General features: G+C 69.1%; 23 protein-coding genes. All 23 read left to right on the top strand.

Annotated features, from left to right (window positions below; genetic code table 11):
• Positions 1–2: 2 nt before the first annotated feature.
• The 23 genes from IW256_RS20090 to IW256_RS19980 all read left to right on the top strand — a co-directional run bounded on the left by IW256_RS20090 (position 3) and on the right by IW256_RS19980 (position 19,331).
• Positions 3–1,658, top strand: a complete 1,656-nt coding sequence (locus IW256_RS20090; protein WP_197012454.1) for a terminase — start codon at positions 3–5, stop codon at positions 1,656–1,658.
• Positions 1,655–3,076 (top strand): phage portal protein, encoded by a 1,422-nt coding sequence (locus IW256_RS20085; protein ID WP_197012453.1) that lies wholly within the window; start codon positions 1,655–1,657, stop codon positions 3,074–3,076. Before IW256_RS20090 ends, IW256_RS20085 begins: the two co-directional genes overlap by 4 nt.
• The gene (locus IW256_RS20080; protein WP_197012452.1) at positions 3,051–3,953 is read left to right on the top strand and encodes a VG15 protein; all 903 of its coding nucleotides are present in this window, start codon (positions 3,051–3,053) and stop codon (positions 3,951–3,953) included. Before IW256_RS20085 ends, IW256_RS20080 begins: the two co-directional genes overlap by 26 nt.
• Complete coding sequence (locus IW256_RS20075) at positions 3,950–4,408, top strand: AAA family ATPase (protein WP_197012451.1); 459 nt, start codon at positions 3,950–3,952, stop codon at positions 4,406–4,408. Before IW256_RS20080 ends, IW256_RS20075 begins: the two co-directional genes overlap by 4 nt.
• Before the next feature lie 5 nt (positions 4,409–4,413).
• On the top strand, positions 4,414–5,064 hold the full coding sequence (locus IW256_RS20070) for a hypothetical protein (RefSeq protein ID WP_197012450.1): 651 nt from the start codon (positions 4,414–4,416) through the stop codon (positions 5,062–5,064).
• A 14-nt stretch (positions 5,065–5,078) separates the two neighbouring features.
• Complete coding sequence (locus tag IW256_RS20065; RefSeq protein ID WP_197012449.1) at positions 5,079–6,035, top strand: phage major capsid protein; 957 nt, start codon at positions 5,079–5,081, stop codon at positions 6,033–6,035.
• Positions 6,032–7,189: a glycosyltransferase family 4 protein gene (locus tag IW256_RS20060; RefSeq protein ID WP_197012448.1), complete on the top strand. Its 1,158-nt coding sequence runs from the start codon at positions 6,032–6,034 to the stop codon at positions 7,187–7,189. The genes IW256_RS20065 and IW256_RS20060 overlap by 4 nt, the downstream gene beginning before the upstream one ends.
• 4 nt (positions 7,190–7,193) lie before the next feature.
• Positions 7,194–7,610: a hypothetical protein gene (locus IW256_RS20055; RefSeq protein WP_197012447.1), complete on the top strand. Its 417-nt coding sequence runs from the start codon at positions 7,194–7,196 to the stop codon at positions 7,608–7,610.
• A 4-nt stretch (positions 7,611–7,614) separates the two neighbouring features.
• Positions 7,615–7,956, top strand: a complete 342-nt coding sequence (locus IW256_RS20050) for a head-tail adaptor protein (protein WP_197012446.1) — start codon at positions 7,615–7,617, stop codon at positions 7,954–7,956.
• 9 nt (positions 7,957–7,965) lie between these two features.
• A complete protein-coding gene (locus tag IW256_RS20045) occupies positions 7,966–8,178 on the top strand; it encodes a hypothetical protein (RefSeq protein WP_197012445.1) in 213 nt (70 codons plus the stop codon).
• The gene (locus tag IW256_RS20040) at positions 8,171–8,491 is read left to right on the top strand and encodes an HK97 gp10 family phage protein (RefSeq protein WP_197012444.1); all 321 of its coding nucleotides are present in this window, start codon (positions 8,171–8,173) and stop codon (positions 8,489–8,491) included. The genes IW256_RS20045 and IW256_RS20040 overlap by 8 nt, the downstream gene beginning before the upstream one ends.
• A gap of 2 nt (positions 8,492–8,493) precedes the next feature.
• Positions 8,494–8,874 carry a hypothetical protein gene (locus IW256_RS20035; RefSeq protein WP_197012443.1) on the top strand — a complete coding sequence of 127 codons (381 nt, stop codon included), beginning with the start codon at positions 8,494–8,496 and terminating at the stop codon, positions 8,872–8,874.
• A gap of 63 nt (positions 8,875–8,937) precedes the next feature.
• Entirely contained in the window at positions 8,938–9,534 is a 597-nt protein-coding gene (locus tag IW256_RS20030) for a phage tail tube protein (RefSeq protein ID WP_197012442.1), read from the top strand.
• Between the two features lie 77 nt (positions 9,535–9,611).
• The gene (locus IW256_RS20025; protein WP_197012441.1) at positions 9,612–9,974 is read left to right on the top strand and encodes a hypothetical protein; all 363 of its coding nucleotides are present in this window, start codon (positions 9,612–9,614) and stop codon (positions 9,972–9,974) included.
• Between the two features lie 161 nt (positions 9,975–10,135).
• Positions 10,136–10,405 carry a hypothetical protein gene (locus IW256_RS20020; RefSeq protein WP_197012440.1) on the top strand — a complete coding sequence of 90 codons (270 nt, stop codon included), beginning with the start codon at positions 10,136–10,138 and terminating at the stop codon, positions 10,403–10,405.
• Positions 10,406–10,426: 21 nt separating this feature from the next.
• Entirely contained in the window at positions 10,427–14,119 is a 3,693-nt protein-coding gene (locus tag IW256_RS20015; protein WP_197012439.1) for a hypothetical protein, read from the top strand.
• A 13-nt stretch (positions 14,120–14,132) separates the two neighbouring features.
• Positions 14,133–14,999, top strand: coding sequence for a phage distal tail protein (locus IW256_RS20010; RefSeq protein ID WP_197012438.1), 867 nt, complete (start codon positions 14,133–14,135; stop codon positions 14,997–14,999).
• 31 nt (positions 15,000–15,030) lie between these two features.
• Positions 15,031–16,101 carry a hypothetical protein gene (locus tag IW256_RS20005; protein WP_197012437.1) on the top strand — a complete coding sequence of 357 codons (1,071 nt, stop codon included), beginning with the start codon at positions 15,031–15,033 and terminating at the stop codon, positions 16,099–16,101.
• Between the two features lies 1 nt (position 16,102).
• Positions 16,103–16,450, top strand: coding sequence for a phage tail fiber protein (locus IW256_RS20000; protein ID WP_197012436.1), 348 nt, complete (start codon positions 16,103–16,105; stop codon positions 16,448–16,450).
• An 11-nt stretch (positions 16,451–16,461) separates the two neighbouring features.
• The gene (locus IW256_RS19995; protein ID WP_197012435.1) at positions 16,462–16,767 is read left to right on the top strand and encodes a hypothetical protein; all 306 of its coding nucleotides are present in this window, start codon (positions 16,462–16,464) and stop codon (positions 16,765–16,767) included.
• Entirely contained in the window at positions 16,767–17,246 is a 480-nt protein-coding gene (locus IW256_RS19990; protein ID WP_197012434.1) for a hypothetical protein, read from the top strand. Before IW256_RS19995 ends, IW256_RS19990 begins: the two co-directional genes overlap by 1 nt.
• On the top strand, positions 17,247–17,942 hold the full coding sequence (locus tag IW256_RS19985; protein WP_197012433.1) for a hypothetical protein: 696 nt from the start codon (positions 17,247–17,249) through the stop codon (positions 17,940–17,942). It abuts the gene before it with no gap.
• A 99-nt stretch (positions 17,943–18,041) separates the two neighbouring features.
• Positions 18,042–19,331 carry a hypothetical protein gene (locus tag IW256_RS19980; RefSeq protein WP_197012432.1) on the top strand — a complete coding sequence of 430 codons (1,290 nt, stop codon included), beginning with the start codon at positions 18,042–18,044 and terminating at the stop codon, positions 19,329–19,331.

Genomic DNA, 19,331 nt, shown 5'->3' with positions numbered 1-19,331 from the left:
CGGTGCCGTGGCGTCCGAGCCGGCCAGGGGAGCGGCCGACGCTGGGTCCGCTGATCCTCGACTGGATCATCGAGTATCTGGCGGCGCCGGACCGCGCCGAGTTCGAGCCGTTCGTGCCGACGCTGGAGCAGGCCCAGTTCATCCTGCGCTGGTTTGAGATCGATCCGCACACGGGCCGGCGCAAGCACCGCCGCGGGGTTATCAGCCGCCCGCGAGGGTGGGGTAAGTCGCCGTTCTTGGCCGCGTTGGCGATTGCTGAGGCGTTGGCGCCGGTTGTGCCGGATGGCTGGGACGCCGATGGCCAGCCGGTGGGGAAGCCGTGGTCGCAGATCCGGACCCCGTTTGTTCAGGTCGCCGCAGTGTCGGAGGCCCAGACGAAGAACTCGTGGGCTCCGCTGCTGGAGATGCTGGACTCGGATGCGCTGATCGACGCGTACCCGCGGCTGGAGCCGCTGGACACCTTCGTGAACCTGCCGCGGGGGCGGATCGAGCCCGTCACCTCGTCGGCCCGGTCTGTGAAGGGCAACAAGGCGGTCTTCGCGATTCTCGACCAGACGGAGGAGTGGGTTCCGTCGAACGGCGGGGTCCGGCTGGCCGAGGTGATGCGGATCAACGCGGCGAAGCTGGGCGGCGCGACTATCGAGTCGCCGAACGCGTTCACGCCGGGCGAGGAGTCGGTGGCGGAGCAGTCCGCCGAGTTCTACAAGAACATCCTGGAGGGGAAGGCGAAGGACGGGGGTCTGCTGTACGACCATCGCGAGGCGCCTCCCGAGACGGATCTGGATGACCGCGAGTCGTTGATGGCAGGGCTCCGGCTCGCCTACGGAGACTCCGCCGACCACCCGGACGGGTGCGTGCTGCATGAGCCGCCGTGCCAGCCGGGCTGGTCGCCGCTGGACCGTATCGTCGCCGACATCTGGGATCTGGGAACCGATCCGCAGACGGCTCGAGCGGACTTCCTGAATCAGATCACGCACGCCTCGGATGCGTGGCTGTCTCAACCGGAATGGGCGTCGTGCGCGTCGCCCGGTGAGGCCGTTGCCGATGGGGAACGGATCACGTTGGGCTTTGACGGCTCGAGGCACCGCAACCGCGGGGTGACCGACGCTACTGCGCTGATCGGATGCCGGGTGTCGGACGGGTTCGTGTTCGAGATCGCGGTGTGGGAGCAGCCGGACGGCCTGGCGGGCAAGGACTGGTGGGTGCCGGTCATGGAGGTCAACGCCGCGGTCCGGAAGGCGTTCTCCAGGTACAAGGTCGTCGGGTTCTACGCTGACCCGGCCGCGGACTGGCGCTCGTTCGTCGCCGAATGGGAGTACACCTACGGGCGCCGGTTGCGGGTGAGGGCGTCGCAGCAGCATCCGATCGAGTGGTGGATGAACCGAACCCAGTTGGTCGTGCGTGCGCTGGAGCAGTTCCACGCGGCTGTGGTGAACGGTGAGCTCACCCACGACGGCTCGTACGCGTTGACGCGGCACGTGTTGAACGCGCGGCGGCGGGTGTCCCGGTCGGGGCTGCAGATCGCTAAGGAGCACCCGGATTCGCGGCGGAAGATCGACGCGGCGGTCGCGGCGACGTTGGCGTGGCAGGCCCGGCTGGATGCGGTGGCGAAGGGCGTGGGCCGGCGCGGTAGAGGGCGGGCGGTGGTGCTGTCGTGACCGCGGTGATTCCGGAGCTGCCGCTGGTGAACCTCACCGATGATGAGACGCAGCTGATCGACGTACTCCGCCAGGACCTGGTCACCGCACGGTTCCCGCTGGAGTTGCGGGACTGCTACTACAACGGCGAGCAGGTCATCCGTGACTTGAAGATCAGCATTCCGCCGCAGTTGCAGGGGCTTCACACGGTGATCGGGTGGCCGCAGATCGGTGTGGACGCGCTCGAGCAGCGTCTGGACATTGAGACGTGGCGGTATGCGGGTGAGCCGGACGCCTCCGACGAGCTGGAAGAGGTGGTGCAGGCCAACGACCTGCTCACCGAGGCGCAGCTCGCGCACCTGGACTCGTTCATCTACGGCCGGTCCTACGCCGCGGTCGGGTCCGGTGAGGAGGATGAGGCACCGCCGGTCATCTCGGTCGAGTCACCGATGGACATGACCGTGGACTACGACGCCCGGTTGCGTGCGGTGCGGTCGGCGCTGCGGCTGTACAAGATCGAGGATGCTCAGGCGGCGGTGCTGTACCTGCCGGATCAGACGATCCACGTGGTGCAGTCGGACACTGGCGGGTGGGAAGTCATCAGCCGCGACGCCCACGAGCTGGGCATGGTCCCGGTGGTGCGGTTCGCTAACCGGCCGCGGGCCGCGGAGCGGGTCGGGAAGTCGGAGATCAACTCTGCGGTGATGGGGATCACCGATGCGGCGTGCCGGACGCTGCTGGGCATGGAGGTCGCCCGGGAGTTCTACGGCGCACCTCAGCGGTACATCCTCGGCGCCAGCGAGTCGGCGTTTCAGGACGCTGAGGGGAACGCCAAGTCGGCGTGGGAGACCTACATCGGCCGTGTGCTGGCTCTGGAGCGGGACGAGGACGGGGAGATCCCGCAGGTCGGTACGTTCGCCGCGTATGACCCGTCGGCGTATACGAAGATCGTTGACCTGTACGCGCGGATCATGGCGACGCAGCTTGGCCTGCCGCCGCATTACCTGGGCTACACCACTGACAACCCTGCCTCGGCCGACGCGATCCGCTCGACGGAGGCGCAGCTGGTGAAACGCGCTGAGCGTAAGCAGGCGATGCTGAGCACTCCGTGGGCGCAGGTGCTGCGGCTGGCGCTGCTGATCTGGCGGGGCGAGGTGCCGGACCGGGCCCGCAAGCTGGAGACGGTGTGGCGGAACCCGGCGACGCCGACGATGGCGGCGCAGACCGACGCGGCGGTGAAGCTCGTGCAGGCCGGCATCATCCCTGCGGACTCGGAGGTGGCGCTGGAGATGGTCGGGCTGTCGGAGGCGCAGCGTCAGCGGGTCCGGTCGGACCGGCAGCGCGCGCAGGGCCGTGCCCAGCTCGCCCGGATCGGGGAACGGCTCGGCCGGCAGCGCGCCGTAGAGGTGTCGGGTGGCGACGCCGACCAGGTCGCGTGAGCAGCAGGCCGCGCAAAGCGGCCTGATCGTGTTGATGCTGCGTGAGCTGGCCGGGACGTGGACGCTGCTGGACTCGCGGCGGCTGGCGCGGACGATGCCGCGGTGGGCCGCAGCGGTCCGGGCTGTCATCGCACGGTACGCGGAGGCGTCCGGGGCGATGGCGTTGGACTACTACGACCTTGAGCGTGACGCCGCGGGCGTGCCGGGGAGGCGACCTTCGCCGCTGCTGCGGGAACCTGACCCGGGGCAGGTGGAGGAGTCGTTGCGGTGGGCGACGAGGAACTTCTGGGACCAGGAGTTGCTGGATTCGGCTGCCGAGGTGGAACGGCTGCTCGCTGAGATCGCCCGTGAGGAAGAGTCCGCGGACCTGTCGAATCTGGACGAGGAGGCCCTCGCCGGCGTGGGCGAGGACCGGGTCGAGGAGGACCTCTCCGATCCGGAGCCTGCGCCGGCGCGAGGTGATGTGGCCGGGCAGGTCCGCGTGACGCGGACGAAGGTGGACGGGATCGCGTCCCGGCTGGTCACTGACGTGGGGCGTGGCGCGATCGTGGACGCCGTGGCCGAGGATCGGCAGGCGGTCGGGGTCGCGCGGATGGCCGCGGCGGACGCGTGCGCGTTCTGCCGCGTGATGTCGATCCGCGGGCCGGTGTACAAGGACGAGCGGACCGCGGGCCGCCGCACCAACGCCCGGTTCCAGGGGGCTGGCGAGTTCAAGTACCACGACCATTGCCGGTGCTGGGCGGCCCCGTACTTCGAGGGCGAGGAATGGCAGCCGCAACCGGAGATCAAGTTGTGGCAGCGCCAGTACGAGCGGGCCCGGGCGATGCGTGGTGACACGATCGCGAATCTCTCGCGGATCCTGCGGGCGGGTGGATGAGCCGCAGGGTCGTGTTGGTGTGCGGCCCGCCTGCTGCCGGGAAGTCGACGTGGGTCGCCGAGCACGCCGCATCAGGTGACCGGGTCGTGGACCTGGACGCCATCTGCCGGCGGCTGGGGTCCCCAGACCCCCACAACCACCCGGAACACATTCGTGGCCGGGCGCGTCGTGTCCGCGCAGCGGAGGAGACCCTCGTGTCCCGGATGCAGACCGGCACGGCGTGGGTGATCCGCACGATGCCCGAGCCGGAACGTCGCACCCGGCACGCTGCGGCGCTCGGCGCCACCGAGGTGGTGGTGCTGGCGACTCCCCTGGATGAGGCCAAGTCCCGGGCCGCCGATGCTGGCCGGCCTGCGTGGACGGGCCCTGTGATCGACCGGTGGTGGGACCGCTACCGGCCTTCGACTTCCCGCCTGGAGCGGGAGCTTTCCCTGTCCCAACCCCTGGAGGGTTAACCCGAATGCCCGATGAGGCTGCCGAGAACAGCACCGAGCCCACCAGCGCCGACGAGGGCGCGGTGGAGAAGCAGGACGAGGCCACCGACAACGGCGATGAGACCACGGCCACCAAGCCCCAGGAGGGCCCGCCGGCCGAGCAGCCGTTCAACGAGGCCCAGTACAAGGCGAAGATCCACAAGGCCAACCAGGAGGCCGCGAACCTCCGCAAGCGCCTGAAGGACCTCGAGCCGCTCGCGGCCAAAGCCAAGGAGCTCGAGGACGCGCAGAAGACGGAGGCCGAACGGCTCCAGGCCCGGCTGGACGAGCGGGAGAGGGAGATCGGCGCGCTGCGGAAGCGGGCGGTCAAGAGCGAGGTGCGAGCCCTGGCGGCTGCCGCGTTCGCGGACCCGACCGACCCCGAGGCGCACCTGGACCTGAACGCCTACGTGACCGACGTCGGTGACATCGACGCGGACGCGATCAAGGCCGACCTCGCAGACCTGCTCGAGCGCAAACCGCATCTCGGCAAGCTCAAGCCTGCCGAACCGGAGCGGCGCCGCCCGGCGCCGGACCGGACGCAGGCATCGGGCGCCAACCAGACCAGAGCCAAGGACCCCGCGGACGAGTTCGCGGGGTTCGTCAATTCGCGGCTGCTGAAGAGCAAGGGCCGCTGAGAGAGGGGTGACCGGTGGCCACCACCGACCCGATCCTGCTGTCGGATATCGACAGCAACCTCCTGCCGCGGACGCTGGCGGGTCCCATCTTCGAGAAGTCGGTGGAGCAGTCGGCGATCATGTCGCTGGCGCAGCGCGCGCCGCTGTCCATCGACGCCAACACCTCCATTCCGATCCCACTGGACGTGCCCACCGCCGACTGGGTCGGCTCCGGGGCGCGCAAGCCGTTGTCCAGCGGCGGGATCGACGTCAAGCAGATGACGCCGAAGAAGATCGCGGTGCTGATCCCGGTGTCGGAAGAGGTCGTGCGGACCAACGCCGCCGGCCTGTGGACGCAGCTGCAGCGGGACCTGCCGACCGCGTTCGCGCGGGCCTTCGACCACGCCGCGATCCACGGCAAGACGATGAAGGGCGCGGCCGGCCCGTTCGGCGACTACCTGGCCTCCACCACCAACACCGTCGAACTCGACACCGCGGCGCAGACCTCCGGCGGCCTGTGGGCGGACCTGGTCAACGGCATGGCCATGGTCGTCGACGACGACTGGGACTACACCGGCACCGTCGCTGACCCGCGGCTGAAGCCGAAGCTGATGCTGGCGACCGACGCCAACGGCCGGCCGATCTTCGTCGACACCACCACCCCGGGCCTGAACCAGGCGATGGGCGGCACCCTGATCGGAGAGCCGCTGGCGTACTCGCGTGGGGTGTCGGGCAAGCAGCGCCGCCAGTCCTCCAGCGCCGACACTGGGCTTCGCGCGGTCGGCGGCGACTGGTCGCAGGCCGCCTACGGCATCGGGATGGACATCACCGTCCGCATCTCCAGCGAGGCGACCTACGTGGACGAGGAAGGCGGCGTCCACTCGGCGTTCCAGGAGAACCTGGTGCTGCTGCTGGCGGAGGCGTTCTACGGCTTCGTCATGGGCGACGCCGACGCGTTCGTGACCTACACCGCCGACGGTGTCGGTTCGTGACCGACACCGACGTTCCCGCGTCGCCGCGGCAGCGTAGGGCGTCGCCTCAGCGGCGTTCCCGGCCGGGCACCACCAAGAAGAAGACCGCCACCCCGGATGCGTCAGCGGCGCAGGCGGTGTCGGTGTTCGAGGGGCTCGGCCGGGCCACGGCGCCGCTGAACGTCGTGGCGCGCGTCCACGCCTACCCGCCCCGGCACAACGCCGGGTCGGAATGGATGCTGCATTCGATGCTGCGGGCGCTGGTGGCACGCGGCCACGAAGTGTCGGTGTGGCTGTCGCGGTACTCGCCCGACCGGGCCCCGTACCAGGTCGACGGCGTGCACGTGGTGCCGTACGCGGCCCGGCAGGACTTCGGTGCCGCGGCCAAGAGCGCCGATGTGATCATCGCCCACCATGAGAACGTCCCGTCCGCCGGCGCGTTGGCGCGGGGGATGGGACGCCCGTTCGTGGCGCTGGCGCACAACACCGCCCCGGTGGTCTTCAAGAACATCGGGCGGGGCGCGGTGTCGCTGGCGGTGTACAACAGCCTGCACATGCAGGCGGAGGCCGAGGCGTTCTTCTGCGAGTACACCCCGGCGCTGCGACCGGAACAGTCGATCGTGGTTCGCCCGCCGGTACTGGGCGACGACTACCGCACCACTCCGGGCGACCACGTCACGTTGATCAACCTCAACGCCGACAAGGGCGGGGCCCTGTTCTGGCAGGTCGCCGAACGGCTCCCCGATCTGAGGTTCCTGGGCGTCAAGGGCGCCTACGGGCAGCAGATCGAACGCCGCGGCGGTCTGCCGAACGTGGAGGTCGTCGAGCACATGCCGGGCGAGCGGATGCGGGACGAGGTGTATGCCCGCACCCGGATCCTGCTGGTCCCGTCTGCGAGCGAGTCGTGGGGCCGGGTGGCGGTGGAGGCGATGGCGTCGGGGATCCCGGTGGTCGCCGCGCCCACGACCGGTCTCGCCGAATGCCTGGGAGAGGCCGGGATCTTCGCCGAACGCGGTGACGTGGACGCGTGGGTGGAGGCGGTGCAGGCGCTCACCGACCCCGCGCAGTGGGCCGCGGCGTCCGAGCGGTCCCTGGCCCGGGCGAAGGAACTGGACCCGGCCGCGGACCTGGCGGAGTGGTGCACGGCGGTCGAGGCGGTCACGTCGAAGGGGTGAGCTCGTGCCGGTCGACGTCACCGCAGAGGACCTTGCCCTGTATCTGGGGCTGTCCGAGATCGACGGTGCCCGCGCCGAGTTGATGATCGAGCAGGCGATCCTGCTGGCAGAGTCGATCGTCACCCCGCTTCCGGAGGCGGCGTCGGCGGTGGTGCTGGCCGTCGCCGGCCGGGCGTACGCCAACCCGCAGGGCGTGGCGTACGAGACGGTCGGGCCGGTGAGCGTGCAGCGTCCGCAGGCGGGCCTGTACATGACCCGGGACGAGCGGCGGACCTTGCAGCGCCTCGCTGGGCGGGGTGGGGCGTTTACGGTGGACCCGACACCGGCAGACGCCGACCCGGAGGTGACCTGGCCGCAGGAGTGGGATCCCGACCGGGACGACCCGCGCGGCGGCTGGGTCGACCTTGAGGCGGGGTGGTGACCGGGTGCCGCCGCCCTACCCGTTCGGGGAGACGGTCACGATCATCCGCCCCGGCCCTCCGACGCAGGACGACTACGGAAACGACGTGCCCGGCCCGGACGTGGAGGTCGCGGTGGCGGGGTGCGCGGTGTGGCCGCGGACGTCGTCGGAGGACGTGCAGGCCCGCCTGCAGGTCCTGGAGGGCCTGAATGTGCTGGCCCCCTATGGCACCGATGTCCGCCCGCATGACCGGGCACGGGTCCGCGGGGTCCTGTATGAGGTGGACGGTGACCCGGGGGAGTGGCGGTCTCCGCTGACCGGGACTGAGGGCGGCGTGCAGATCGAACTGTCGCGCGTCACCGGGTGAGGTGCTGAGATGCCGATGCCTGAACTGCAGGGCGCCTCAGTGCCACCGATGGTGGTCCTCCGCCCCGGGGATCGGGTCCTGATCGCGCTCACCGAGGACATCCCCGCCGAGGACGTGCAGGCGTTCACCGCGCAGCTACGCAGATCATTCCCGACGGTGTCTTTCGTGGTGATCGGCGGAATCGCCGGGGTCGCGGTACAGGCGGGAGGCGACGATGGCTAGTACGCGGGGGACCACGTTCCGGGCGTCCTACCGTGGCGTCGGAGTAATGCTCCGCTCCCCGTGGATGCAGGCGGAGATGCGCCGCCGCGCCGACAGAGTCAAATGGGTGGCGGAGGCCACGGCGCCGGTGGAGTCCGGCGAGTACAAGAACTCGTTCACGGTGTCGTCTGGGGCCCGCGGCGGGGTCCGTCGGGACCGCGCCTACGGCCGTGTCAACAACACTGCCGGGCACGCGGTGTTCGTCGAGTACGGCACCTCCACCACGCCGGCGCGGCACATCCTGCGGAACGCGCTGCGGGCCGCTGGGGATTGACCGTGGCCTACCCCGACATCGAGAAGTTGCTGGTCGCGTTCTACCGGGCCGAGACCGGCTACCGCGCGGCCACCGAGCTGCCGGCGACGTTGGAGCAGGCCGTCCCGGTCATCCAGGTCGCCCGTGTGCCCAGCGGCGCCGGATACCGGCTGGACCGCCCGCTGGTGGACGTGTCGGTGTGGACGCTCAAGGCGCAGCGGGCCTTGTGCTCGCAGATCGCCCAGCAGGTCGTGGACCTCACCACGTGGACTCTGATCGGGCAGCGCCGCCCCGAGGGGGTCGTCACCGCCGCGTCGGTGGACGTGGCCCCGTACTGGCTATCTGACCCCAACCCGAATCTGTGCCGCTACCTGGCCACCTACCGGCTGTCCGCGCACACCTGACCTGAGACGAATCGGAAACCAGGGCCCCACCAGGCGGTGGGGTCTTTCGCATGGGAGGGCCCTATGCCCACGATTGAGCGGTCCGACGACCTCGCGATGATCGGTATCAACGGCGGCGCATGGGCCGTCGATCTGGGTACCGCGACCCCGACCGCGCCGACCGGATTCACCAGCCTGGCCTCGCCGTGGATGCCGGTGGGCATGATCTCCGAGGACGGCCTGACCTACGCCATCGACGAGGACTCCGAGGAGTTCAAGGCGTGGGGGCAGACCTCCCCGTTCCGGAAGGTCGTCACCGGGTCGGTTCGGACGTTCCAGATGACGCTGTGGGAGACGCAGCGTCCCCTGGTCAAGAGCCTGATGTACCGGCTGCCGGTCGCTGGCGTCACCCCGGATACAGACGGGCTCACCTCGTTCGCCGAGTCGGCGACGCCGGCACCGGACCGCCGTGCCTGGGTGTGGGACGTCTACGACGGCGAGTCGATGCTGCGGATGTTCGCGCCGGAGGCGGAGATCTCCGAGCGCGGCGACGTGGTCTACAAGGGGGACGAGGTCACCGGCTACGAGGTGACCGTCAGCGTGTACCCGGACGCGGCCGGGAACCTGCTGTACCACACCTCCAAGATCGACCCGTCGGCGCTGCCCGGCGGAGGGTCCTGACCGGCACGCCCCCAGGCGGCCGACAGTCGACCGGCTGCTCTTCCATGACCATCAACCCACTCCACTGAGGGGAGCCCATGACCGCTGCACCCAGGATCATCACCGAGGACGGTGAACCCGTGGTCCACCTGGACCTGGACGCGATGGAGGACGAGGCCACCGAAGCCACGTTCACCTTCCGCGTCGGCGGTGAGGTGTTCACCGCGATCTCACCGGATGAAGCGGACTGGCAGGCCACCGCCGACACCGACTCACCGGGCGGCCTGCGCGCGTTCATCCGCGAGCTCCTCGGTGACGAGGACTACGAGCGGTTCTGCGAGCAGACGGTCTCCAACCGCAAGCTCAACGCGATCGTGGAGGGCGCGCAGAAGCACTACGGGATCCGGACGGGGGAATCGCAGGCCTCACCGCGCTCCTCGAAGAAGCGGCGGCGCAGGTAGAGGCCGACCTTCAGCGGTACTACTCCACTGACCTGCGGGACCTGTGGCGCCCCGGCGGGGGCCGTTCACAGTTGACATGGCGGCGGCTGCGGAACCTACTCCGTTTCCTTCCGCCGGAGAGCGCGACGATGACCGCGCTCCGCGTCAACCACCCTGACAAGGTGAGCGACAGCGACGCTGACCCGGCCGATGGGCAGTGGTCCCAGCTCGAACTGCTGGTCGCGATGCTGCTTGACGAGACCCGCTATGCCCGCTGGGAGGCTGCGGTGTCCCGGCTCGGCAAGGGCGATAAAAAACCCAAACAGCCTGAGCCGACTCCGCGGCCTGGCGTGGGCCGTAAACCCCCCCGCCCGGTGATGCCGCCAGAGACGGCCGAGTGGCTCATCGCCCACATGAATGGCGCCGCTCCACCACTACCGCCCGCCAGCTGATCGACCAGCCGAGGAGGTGCGGTGGTGGCCTCCATCAGTGTCGGGTCGGTCTCGGTCGACGTCGTGCCATCGGTGCGTGACTTTGCATCGAGGGTGCGCGCGCAGATCCTCCCTGATGCCTCCAGGATCGGGAGGGAGGCTGGCAAGCGGATCCAGGAAGGCATCGAGAAGGAGATCAAGCCGGTCCGCATCCGCGTCGACATGGGCCAGGCTCTGGCCCGGTTGACGAGGCTGAAGAAAGCCCTGGAGGAGATCGACGGCCGTCACGTCCAGGCCCGCGTCACCATCGATTTCGGCAACACCCCGGCTGAACTGGTCGCGCTCGAGCAGATACTGCGAAGGCTGGATCAGCGCACGATCACGATCAACGTCCGCACCGACGCTGATCGCAGTATCACCAGCCTGCTGCGCCTGAGTGGGAGCGCCACCAGCGCCTCTTCCAGCCTCGGCGGGCTTCGCCGCGGCATCCTGGGGCTGCCGCTCCCGGCGTTGGCTGCGGCAGCGATCGGTGCCGGCGCAGGGTTGATCCAGCTAGCCGCGAACCTTGCCCCGGTCATCGGTCTGACGGCCGCGCTCCCTGCCGTGATCGGGGGCACGGTCGCCGCCGTTGGGACTCTCAAGCTGGCATTGTCCGGGGTTGGCGACGCGTTCAAGGCGGCTCTCGGTGAGGACGCTGAGAAGTTCGAGAAGTCTCTTGAGGGTTTGTCGCCAGCTGCTCAAGCGGCAGCACGGGAACTTCGGGCCCTCCGACCGGAACTGGTGGGCATACGCCACGCCGCCCAGGACGCGTTCTTCGCAAAGCTGACGGGCCAGTTGCGCAGCACCGCGCAGGTGCTCACCGGCCCCCTGCGAGCAGGGGTTCGTGGCCTGGCGACCGAGTACGGTGCTGCCGCCCGTCAGGCCCTGGTGTTTGCTCGGGAGTCGCAGAGCGTCAGGGCGCTGAACACGGTTTTTGGGGCGCTGCGCGCCTCGGTGCGGTCGCTGGTGCCCGCGATCAATCCGGTGCTTCGCGGACTGCGGGACATGGCCTCGGCAGGTACCTCGTCCATGGAGCGGCTCGCTGGCGGCGCAGCGGATGTGGCCACCAGGTTCGGGCAGTGGATGTCGAATCTGGCCGCCTCCGGGCGCGTCACGCAGATCATTAACGCGGGCCTTGCCGTCGTTCAGCAGGTTGGTGCGCTGCTGGTCGATCTGGGCGGGGTCATTAACAGCATCTTCACCGCTGCACGCGCCGCAGGGTCGGGTCTTTTCGGCGTGCTGGGCCCGATGCTGAACCAGCTCAACGCATTCCTGAAGACCGCGGCAGCGCAGCAGGCGATGACCGCGTTCTTCCAGGCGGTCGGCGCGATCGGCCGGGCTCTAGCACCGATCCTCCCCATCATCGGTGGGATCGTCGCGCAGCTTCTTCAGGGCCTCCATCCGGTGGTGATGGCGCTCATCCCGTTGGTGAACGTCCTGGTAGCCGCGTTCGGCCGGGTCGTTGGGGCGTTGACACCGATCCTGGTTCCGCTGGGCCTGGCTATTGCGCAACTGGCGCAAGGTCTGCTGCCGATCCTGACCCCGATCATCAACTTGATCGCCCAGACCGCGGTCGAGATCGGTGGCGCTCTGGTGTCCGCTCTGGTGGCCTCACTGCCGGCTCTGCAGCAGATCGTGCTGGCGGTGGCGTCGCTGCTGCCGGCTCTGACACCGATCTTGCCGATGTTCTCCCAGCTTGTGCTGGCCATCGCTCCGGTGATCCCGCCGCTCGTGCAACTCGTTGCCGTGCTTGTCGGCTACCTGGTCCCGGTGCTGCGGTTGGCGATCACCATCGTGATGCGGTACTGGCAGGTCGTGGTGGGGCTGCTCCTGCCCGTGTTCCGGCTGATGGTTTCCGTGGTGACATGGGTCTCGAGCGTCATCCAGCCGATCTTCCACGGCATCTGGGTTGCCCTTCAGACGGTGGGTCGGTGGGCGCAGTGGCTGTGGAGCAACGCGATCGCCCCGGCGTTCCGTGGCATCGCCACCGTTGCCCGGTGGCTGTATTCGTTCATTGCTGTGGTGCTGATCGCGCCGCTGATCCTCCAGTTCAAGATCGTCGCTGGGATCGTCAAGTGGCTGTGGAGCTCGGTAATCGCGCCAGCGTTCCGCGGCATCGCCACGGTCATCCGATGGGCCTACAACACGTTCATCCGGCCTGTGCTGAACATGTTCGTGACCGTGATGCGCACCTACGTCGCTCCGGCGGTGAGGTGGCTGTACAACACGATCATCCGGCCGGTGTGGAACGCGATCGGATCCTCCATCCGGTACGTGTGGAACACCTTCATCCGCCCCACCTTCGATGGGATCAAGTCGGCGGTGGGGAAGCTGGGCAGGGCGTTCAAGGTCGGCGTCGACGCGATCCGTAAAGCCTGGGACAAGCTGAAGGACGCGGCCAAGGCACCCGTCTCGTTCGTGGTCAACACCGTGTTCAACAAGGGCATCGTCGGTGTCTGGAACGCTGTGGCCGCGCTGGTCCCGGGCGTGGGGAGGCTCGACCCGATCCGCGGGTTCAACACCGGCGGCATCTACCCGGGCTACACCCCTGGCCGCGACATCGGCCTCATCGGGGTATCCGGCGGCGAGGCCATCATGCGGCCGGAGTGGACACGAGCGGTCGGGCCCGGGTTCGTGGACGCGGCCAACGCTGCTGCACGCCGCGGCGGAGTCGGCGCCGCCGCCAGGTTCATGACCGGGGCGTTCGGCGGCAACTTCTTCCTTGGTGGCGTGGTCGACAAGTTCAAGAACGCCGCCAAGGGCCTGTTCGCTGACGGGCTGAAGAAGTCCGCGCAGCGTGTGTTCGGGCCGCTGCTGGCGCTGTCGGACAAGACCACCGGCGGAATGGGCGCGTTCGGGAAGCTGGTCTCGGCGATCCCGCACGCCCTCATCAGCAAGATCATGACCTATTTCGGTCCGCTCGAGGCGAAGATCGGCGGGGACGCCAAGGGCGTGGTCGCTGCGGCCCGCCGGTACATCGGTGTCGGCGACGACCGCGGCATGGACAACAACAACCGGTTCACCCGCCAATGGGGGTGGCCCGCGGGTACGCCCTGGTGCGCGTTGTTCGTTTCCACGGCGGTGAAGGACGCCAAGGCCGGGAAGTTCTACCCCGGCTACCCGACCGCTGCGGTGGCGACGTTCAACGCCCGCATGAAGCACATCTCCACCTCCGCAGGCCGGCCTGGGGACCTGGCAACGTATGGGTCCAACAGCCACGTCAACCTGATCGAGAAGCCGCTCGGCGGGTCGACGTACCGCACCATCGGAGGTAACGAAGGCCCCAGGGTCAAGCGCGGCACCCGCTCCAACCCCGCGACGGTGCTGCGGCCGGGGTTCGCGCTCGGCGGCGTCATCGACCCGAAGGTGTTCGGGCAGCGCAACTTCGACCCTGCCGACCGGACCGCCCCTCTGACCAGCATGTACCGCGAGCTGGCGAAGGGGACGCTGACGTTCGACTCAGGAGGCTGGCTGCCGACCGGCACGAGCCTGGTCTACAACGGCACCGGCGCCCCCGAGCCCGTCTTCACCGACGCGCAGTGGTCCAAGCTCTCCGGCAGCACCCGGGGCGGCGACGGCCCGCGGATCGGGACGCTGATGAACGTCGAGCACCAGCACATCCACGACACCGTCGACGTCGACTCGGTGGCGCAGCGGCTGGACTTCGCCGCCCGGGCGTCCACCTTCGGCGAGTAAAGGGGGGCCGCGGGTGAAGACGGGAGTCCGGCTGGTCGACGGGGCAAGAGAGCTGATCCTCCACCCGTCCCGGCACATCCTCCCGCAATCGCTGCAGGTGTCCTCGCCGGCGATCCGCGACGTCAGCGAAAGCCGCGTGGACGACGACGGTGAACGCGACACCACCCTGCTGTTCGGGAGCCGCGCGGTGTCACTGGACGTGGTGGTCCTCAAGGACGAGATCTTCGAGTGCGAACAGGTCATCGACCAGATGAAGTCGTTCCTGCACCCGAGGTCACGCCCCTACCTGTACGTCACGGACACCGGGTGGGCGCAGGAACGGCGCATCAGGCTGCGGGTGGACCAGTGGTCGGAGCCCTACACCGGCTACGTCGCTTCCCAGGCCCGCGAGGTCCAACTGCAATGGCGTGCCCCGGACGGCGTCTGGGAGGCGGCAGAGCTGACCACCCTGCCTGAGATCAGCGCCGACGTTCCAACCACAGTCGGGCTGACGTTCCCGATCACCTTCCCGATCACCTGGGACGCGACAACCTCGACGGGAGCGAGCGAGGTGAGCAATCTCGGGTCGGTCCCGTCACACTTCATCGCCCGCCTGTACGGACCTTGCTCGGGGCCGCGGCTGATCAACGAGACCACCGGCGAGCAGATCGTGTTTACCGAGGCCCTGACCCTTGGCGCCGGCGAGTACGTCGAGATCGACACCCGCGACCGGACGGCGTACCTGCTGTCAATGAGTACCGCCTCCCGGCTGAACTACCTGGACTTCGCCACCACCAGCTGGTGGCGGATCGAACCGGGTGACCAGCTGATCCGCTACGCGCCCCTATCTGCCGCTGGTGGTGCGGTCGCCGCGATCGAGTACCGCTCCACGTGGCTGTGACTCTCCCTTCACCCTGCTCTGGAGGCTGACTGTGACTCTGAAGCGCCCGCTCTACATGCAGGCTGGCGGGGGCGACTCGACCTTCAGCTACAGCGCTCTGGACAACCGTGACCTGCTGTCGGGCCTCATGCATCAGGAAGGCATCGTCGCCCCGGACGTGGTGTACGGCGCACTGAAGGTGACTCAGCGGGCGGCTGGAGCGAACTTCTCGGTCGACATCGCCCCCGGACGCTGCGCGATCGTCGGCGACGACGTGTCCAACCAGGGCTACTACATGTGCCAGTCCACCGCCGTGGAGAACCTGACGGTGCCGTCACCGCCGGGCACCGGGTCCCGGACGCACCGGGTGGTGGCGCGGGTGAAGGACAAACTTCACAACGGCTCGTGGTCGACCTACGAGTGGACGTTGGAGGTGCTGGAGGACAGCGGTTCCGGCACGCCAGCCGTCCCGGCGTCGGCGATCTCGCTGGCGACGGTGAGCGTGGCGGCGGGGCAGTCGAGCGTGCAGGACGGCAATATCACCGACACCCGGCTCAGCGCTGCGCTGATCAGCTCGAAGTACCCGCTCGTGGGATCGGACAGTACCCGGCCGCCGGCAGGGTACGACTCGGAGCTGATCTACCGGACCGACCGCACCACCTACGAGATGGCCAACGGCGGGTCCTGGTTCGAGATCCCCCGGCGGAACGGTGGCGGCGCGGCGTGGACGACGTACACACCCGCCCTGACTGCGGTGACCTCCACCCCTGCGCTCGGTACCGGCGCGCTGCGGGAGGGCGCCTACATCCGGTACGGGCCCATGGTCACGGTACGGGCGAACATCAAGGCCGGCACTAGCGGGGCGTCCGGCGGGTCCGGCGTCTACATGGTGTCCCTGCCCGTCGCCGCCAAGGCGTTGAGTGTTGGCGAGCACATCGGCAGCGCGGAGACCTTCGACGCCAGCGCGAACAACGTGAGGGACGGCATCTGCCGGATCCGCTCGGCGACCTCCTGGACGGCCGTGGAGATCGTCACCGAGAACACCCTGTGGGGCTCGAGCGGCCCGTTCGCCTGGGCGAACAACGACCAGCTCTCGATCACGATCACCTACGAGGCGGCCTGACATGCCGTTCACCGCAGCAACCCGTGACGACTTCCTCGACGACCTCGACACGTTGGCGACCCACGCCAGCCTTCACACTGCCGACCCTGGGACGACCGGTGCTAACGAGGTGACGGGCGGTTCCCCCGCGTACGCCAGGAAGGCGATCACGTGGAACCCGTCCTCGGCGGGATCCAAGACCGTCACCGCGAGCGTGACGTTCGACGTGCCCGCCGGCACCACCGTCACGCACTGCGGGACATGGACCGGGGCCTCGGGCGGAACCTTCCGCGGCGGCGGCACCACCACCGTCGAGTCCTTCGGGGCGCAGGGCACCTACACGCTCAACCTCACCGCGACCCTCACCTGACAGGAGCCGATGTGGCATTTGCTGACCAGGCCGCCCTTGCCGAGGACCCGGCGTTCCGGAACCGGGTCCGCATGGCGATCGTGACCGCGGCCAAGGACATCATGGGCGAGGCCCCCGACGGCATGAGCGATGCCACTGCGGGCAAGAGGCAGGCCCTGGCCTACGACGTCCTGACCGGCTCGGCAATGTTCGTCGACCGGTTCACATGGGCGGTCGCGGCCAACCCGGCGGTCACCGGCGAGAGCCCCGACGACGCCATCCAGTTCACGGTCAACTCTTCCTGGGACGACCTGGCCGGAGTCCGGGTGAGCGACTGATGGCCAAGGCCGGATACACCGTCACCACCGGCGGCGCGGTCGCTCTCACCGGCGGCGCGGCCAAGACCGTCCTCGGCGTCCGCGCCAACGCCGCGTTCGGGCTCGACCTGAAGAAGGTCCGCGTGTCCTTCGACGGGACGACGGCCACGGCCGTGCCCGCGCTGGTCGAGGTGTGTTACTGCACGTGGGCGACCAACGGCACGATGGGCACCAACAACACCACGCTCACCTCGGCGGTCGCTCAGCTGTACGGCCGCGCCCAGACTCACGGCGTCACCGCGGGGAAGAACTGGACCAGCGAACCGACGGTGCTGACGCCGCTGGAGGAGTGGCTGGTGTCGCCCGCGGGCGGGATCGTGGTGTACGACTGGCCGCTCGGCGACACCCCGGACTGCGCGTTCTCCGAGGGGTTCGCGATCCGCGTGACCGCGCCGGCGGGCGTGAACGTCCGCGCCGGGCTGGTGTGGGAACGGGCCTGAGTGGAGCTGAACAACTCGGCTGAGGGCGGCACCAACGGCGCGACCGTGTCCGCGGCCAACTCCGGCGGCGCCTCCGGCAACCCCTTCGACTCCACCGTGGGCACGCCCACGATCACCTTCGACAACACCCAGGCGCTCGGCGCCCTCTCGTACAGGGTGGTCGCGGGTGCGAGTGCGCAGCAGGTGGCGTGGACGTCGGCCAGCCATGGCACCCAGGCCGAGACCTGGGGCCGCTTCTACCTGTGGTCGAGCTCGGCGCCTTCCGGTGTCACGGGCATCGTCCGCTGGGTGACCGGCGGCAGCCAGGCTGCCCGGCTCCGGTACGAGTCGACCGGGGTCCTGACGCTCAGCGATGCCGGGAACGCCGCCGAAATCGCGACCGCCGCCGCCATCCCCACCGGCCAGTGGGTCCGGATCGAGTGGCACATCCAGTTCGTCGCGTCCGGCGCGGTCGTCGAGTTGCGCACCTACAACTCGCCGGACTCGACCACCCCCAGTGAAAACCTCAGCACTGTCGCCGCCGGGCTTGGCGTGAACTGCGACACCGTCCAGTTCGGCAGCTTCAACTCGGCGACGTGGACAGGCTGGCTTGACGGCCTGCAGGTCAACAACACCGGCTGGCCCGGCCCCATCACCCGCCGCACGGCGCCCCTGATCGAGCCCCGCACCGCAGGCGTCCGCGCAACGAGGTGGTGACCTGTGGCCCGCCTCGGACGTGGACAGCCGAACCGGCCGATCACCTCACGGCCGCGAGTGACCCAACCCGGTGGTACGGGCGTCATCACCGGCACAGCCATGCTGGCCGGCACCGGAACCAAGAACGCCGTTGGCTCGGGAACCATCACCGGCACCGTCACCCTGACCGGCACAGGCAGAAAGAACGCCTACGGAACAGCCACCATCACCGGTGTCGTAGAACTGTCCGGCACCGGCGACAAGCAGTCCGGGATCGGGTCCATTCCACGTCCGCGGATCCGCTGGCAGTTCGTGGTCGGGCCCGCCGGAGGAGGCCACGAGCTCGCGCTGACCGAGGCCCGCGGACGCAGATTCACGGCTCGGCTGACGGATCCCTCAGAGGTCAGTTACAGCATCGACGGCCGCCATCCTCAGGCAGCCGCTATCGACGAGTTGACCACCGACACCCACGTGCTGTGGACGCCTGACGCCGGACAGACCCGCATCGTGATGCGCGGCCGGAACGGCAACACTGGCGACACCCTTGACAGCACATCCCACCAGATGGACGTGGCGGCCCTGGACTACCGGGCCGTCCTGAACCGGCGCCGCCTGTACTCCACCAACCCCCTCACCTACACGGCCACCGACCAGGCCGAGATCGTGTGGGGGCTCATCTCCGCCACCCAAGGCAACACCGCGGGCGGCCTGGGCCTCTCCAAGGGCTGGACCGGCACCACACCGACAGGCGTGCTGAGAGACCGCACATACGAGGCCGGCGACTCCGTCGGCGAGCGGATCCAGGAACTGTCTGAGGTCATCGGCGGGTTCGACTGGGACGTCGAAGCCGACTCGGCCTCGGCGCTGCAGGTGAACGTGTACTACCCGCAGCGCGGCGTGAACCGCGGTGTCGTCCTCGAGTACGGCGGCCTGATCGCGGGCGCCCGCCGAGAGGTCAACGTCGGCGACTACGCCAACGCGATCCGGATGACCGGCGAAGAGACCCTCGTCGCCCAAGAACTCGAGGCCACCGACCTGGCCGACCGCCCCGAAGGGCGCTGGGACGCCGTGTTCGGCGACGCCGGCCTCACGACGCAGCCCGCCCTGAACGACCGGGCGCTGTGGCAGATCGCCGAATCGCAGGTGGTCCAACCGACCTACACTCTCACGCTGGTGCAGGACGCGTGGGACGGGCCGGACCACATCTGGCTGGGCGACTGGGTCCAGGTCGTGATCATATCTCCACCCAGGCTGCAGGTGAACGACCTGCTCAGGGTGTACGAGATGCAGTTCTCCATCGGAGAGAACGGCGAAGAGGCGCTGGAGCTGACCGTCGGCGGGCCCAAGCCCGACCCGCGGCGCCGCGCCGCTCAGGTCAACCGGCGGCTGAAGAACCTCGAACGACGATAG

This window comes from Actinomadura viridis (assembly GCF_015751755.1).
GTDB lineage: Bacteria > Actinomycetota > Actinomycetes > Streptosporangiales > Streptosporangiaceae > Spirillospora > Spirillospora viridis.
The sequence above is the reverse complement of the archived record's forward strand: the minus strand, read 5'-3'. Positions and strand labels throughout refer to the sequence as shown.

What these genes read in the sequence shown, in the direction of transcription:
- IW256_RS20075 (WP_197012451.1), top strand. Translation starts at nt 3,950, where the DNA reads ATGAGCCGCAGGGTCGTGTTGGTGTGCGGCCCGCCTGCTGCCGGGAAG.
- IW256_RS20070 (WP_197012450.1), top strand. Translation starts at nt 4,414, where the DNA reads ATGCCCGATGAGGCTGCCGAGAACAGCACCGAGCCCACCAGCGCCGAC.
- IW256_RS20045 (WP_197012445.1), top strand. Translation starts at nt 7,966, where the DNA reads ATGCCGATGCCTGAACTGCAGGGCGCCTCAGTGCCACCGATGGTGGTC.
- IW256_RS20040 (WP_197012444.1), top strand. Translation starts at nt 8,171, where the DNA reads ATGGCTAGTACGCGGGGGACCACGTTCCGGGCGTCCTACCGTGGCGTC.
- IW256_RS20030 (WP_197012442.1), top strand. Translation starts at nt 8,938, where the DNA reads ATGCCCACGATTGAGCGGTCCGACGACCTCGCGATGATCGGTATCAAC.
- IW256_RS20025 (WP_197012441.1), top strand. Translation starts at nt 9,612, where the DNA reads ATGACCGCTGCACCCAGGATCATCACCGAGGACGGTGAACCCGTGGTC.
- IW256_RS20000 (WP_197012436.1), top strand. Translation starts at nt 16,103, where the DNA reads ATGCCGTTCACCGCAGCAACCCGTGACGACTTCCTCGACGACCTCGAC.
- IW256_RS19990 (WP_197012434.1), top strand. Translation starts at nt 16,767, where the DNA reads ATGGCCAAGGCCGGATACACCGTCACCACCGGCGGCGCGGTCGCTCTC.
- IW256_RS19980 (WP_197012432.1), top strand. Translation starts at nt 18,042, where the DNA reads ATGCTGGCCGGCACCGGAACCAAGAACGCCGTTGGCTCGGGAACCATC.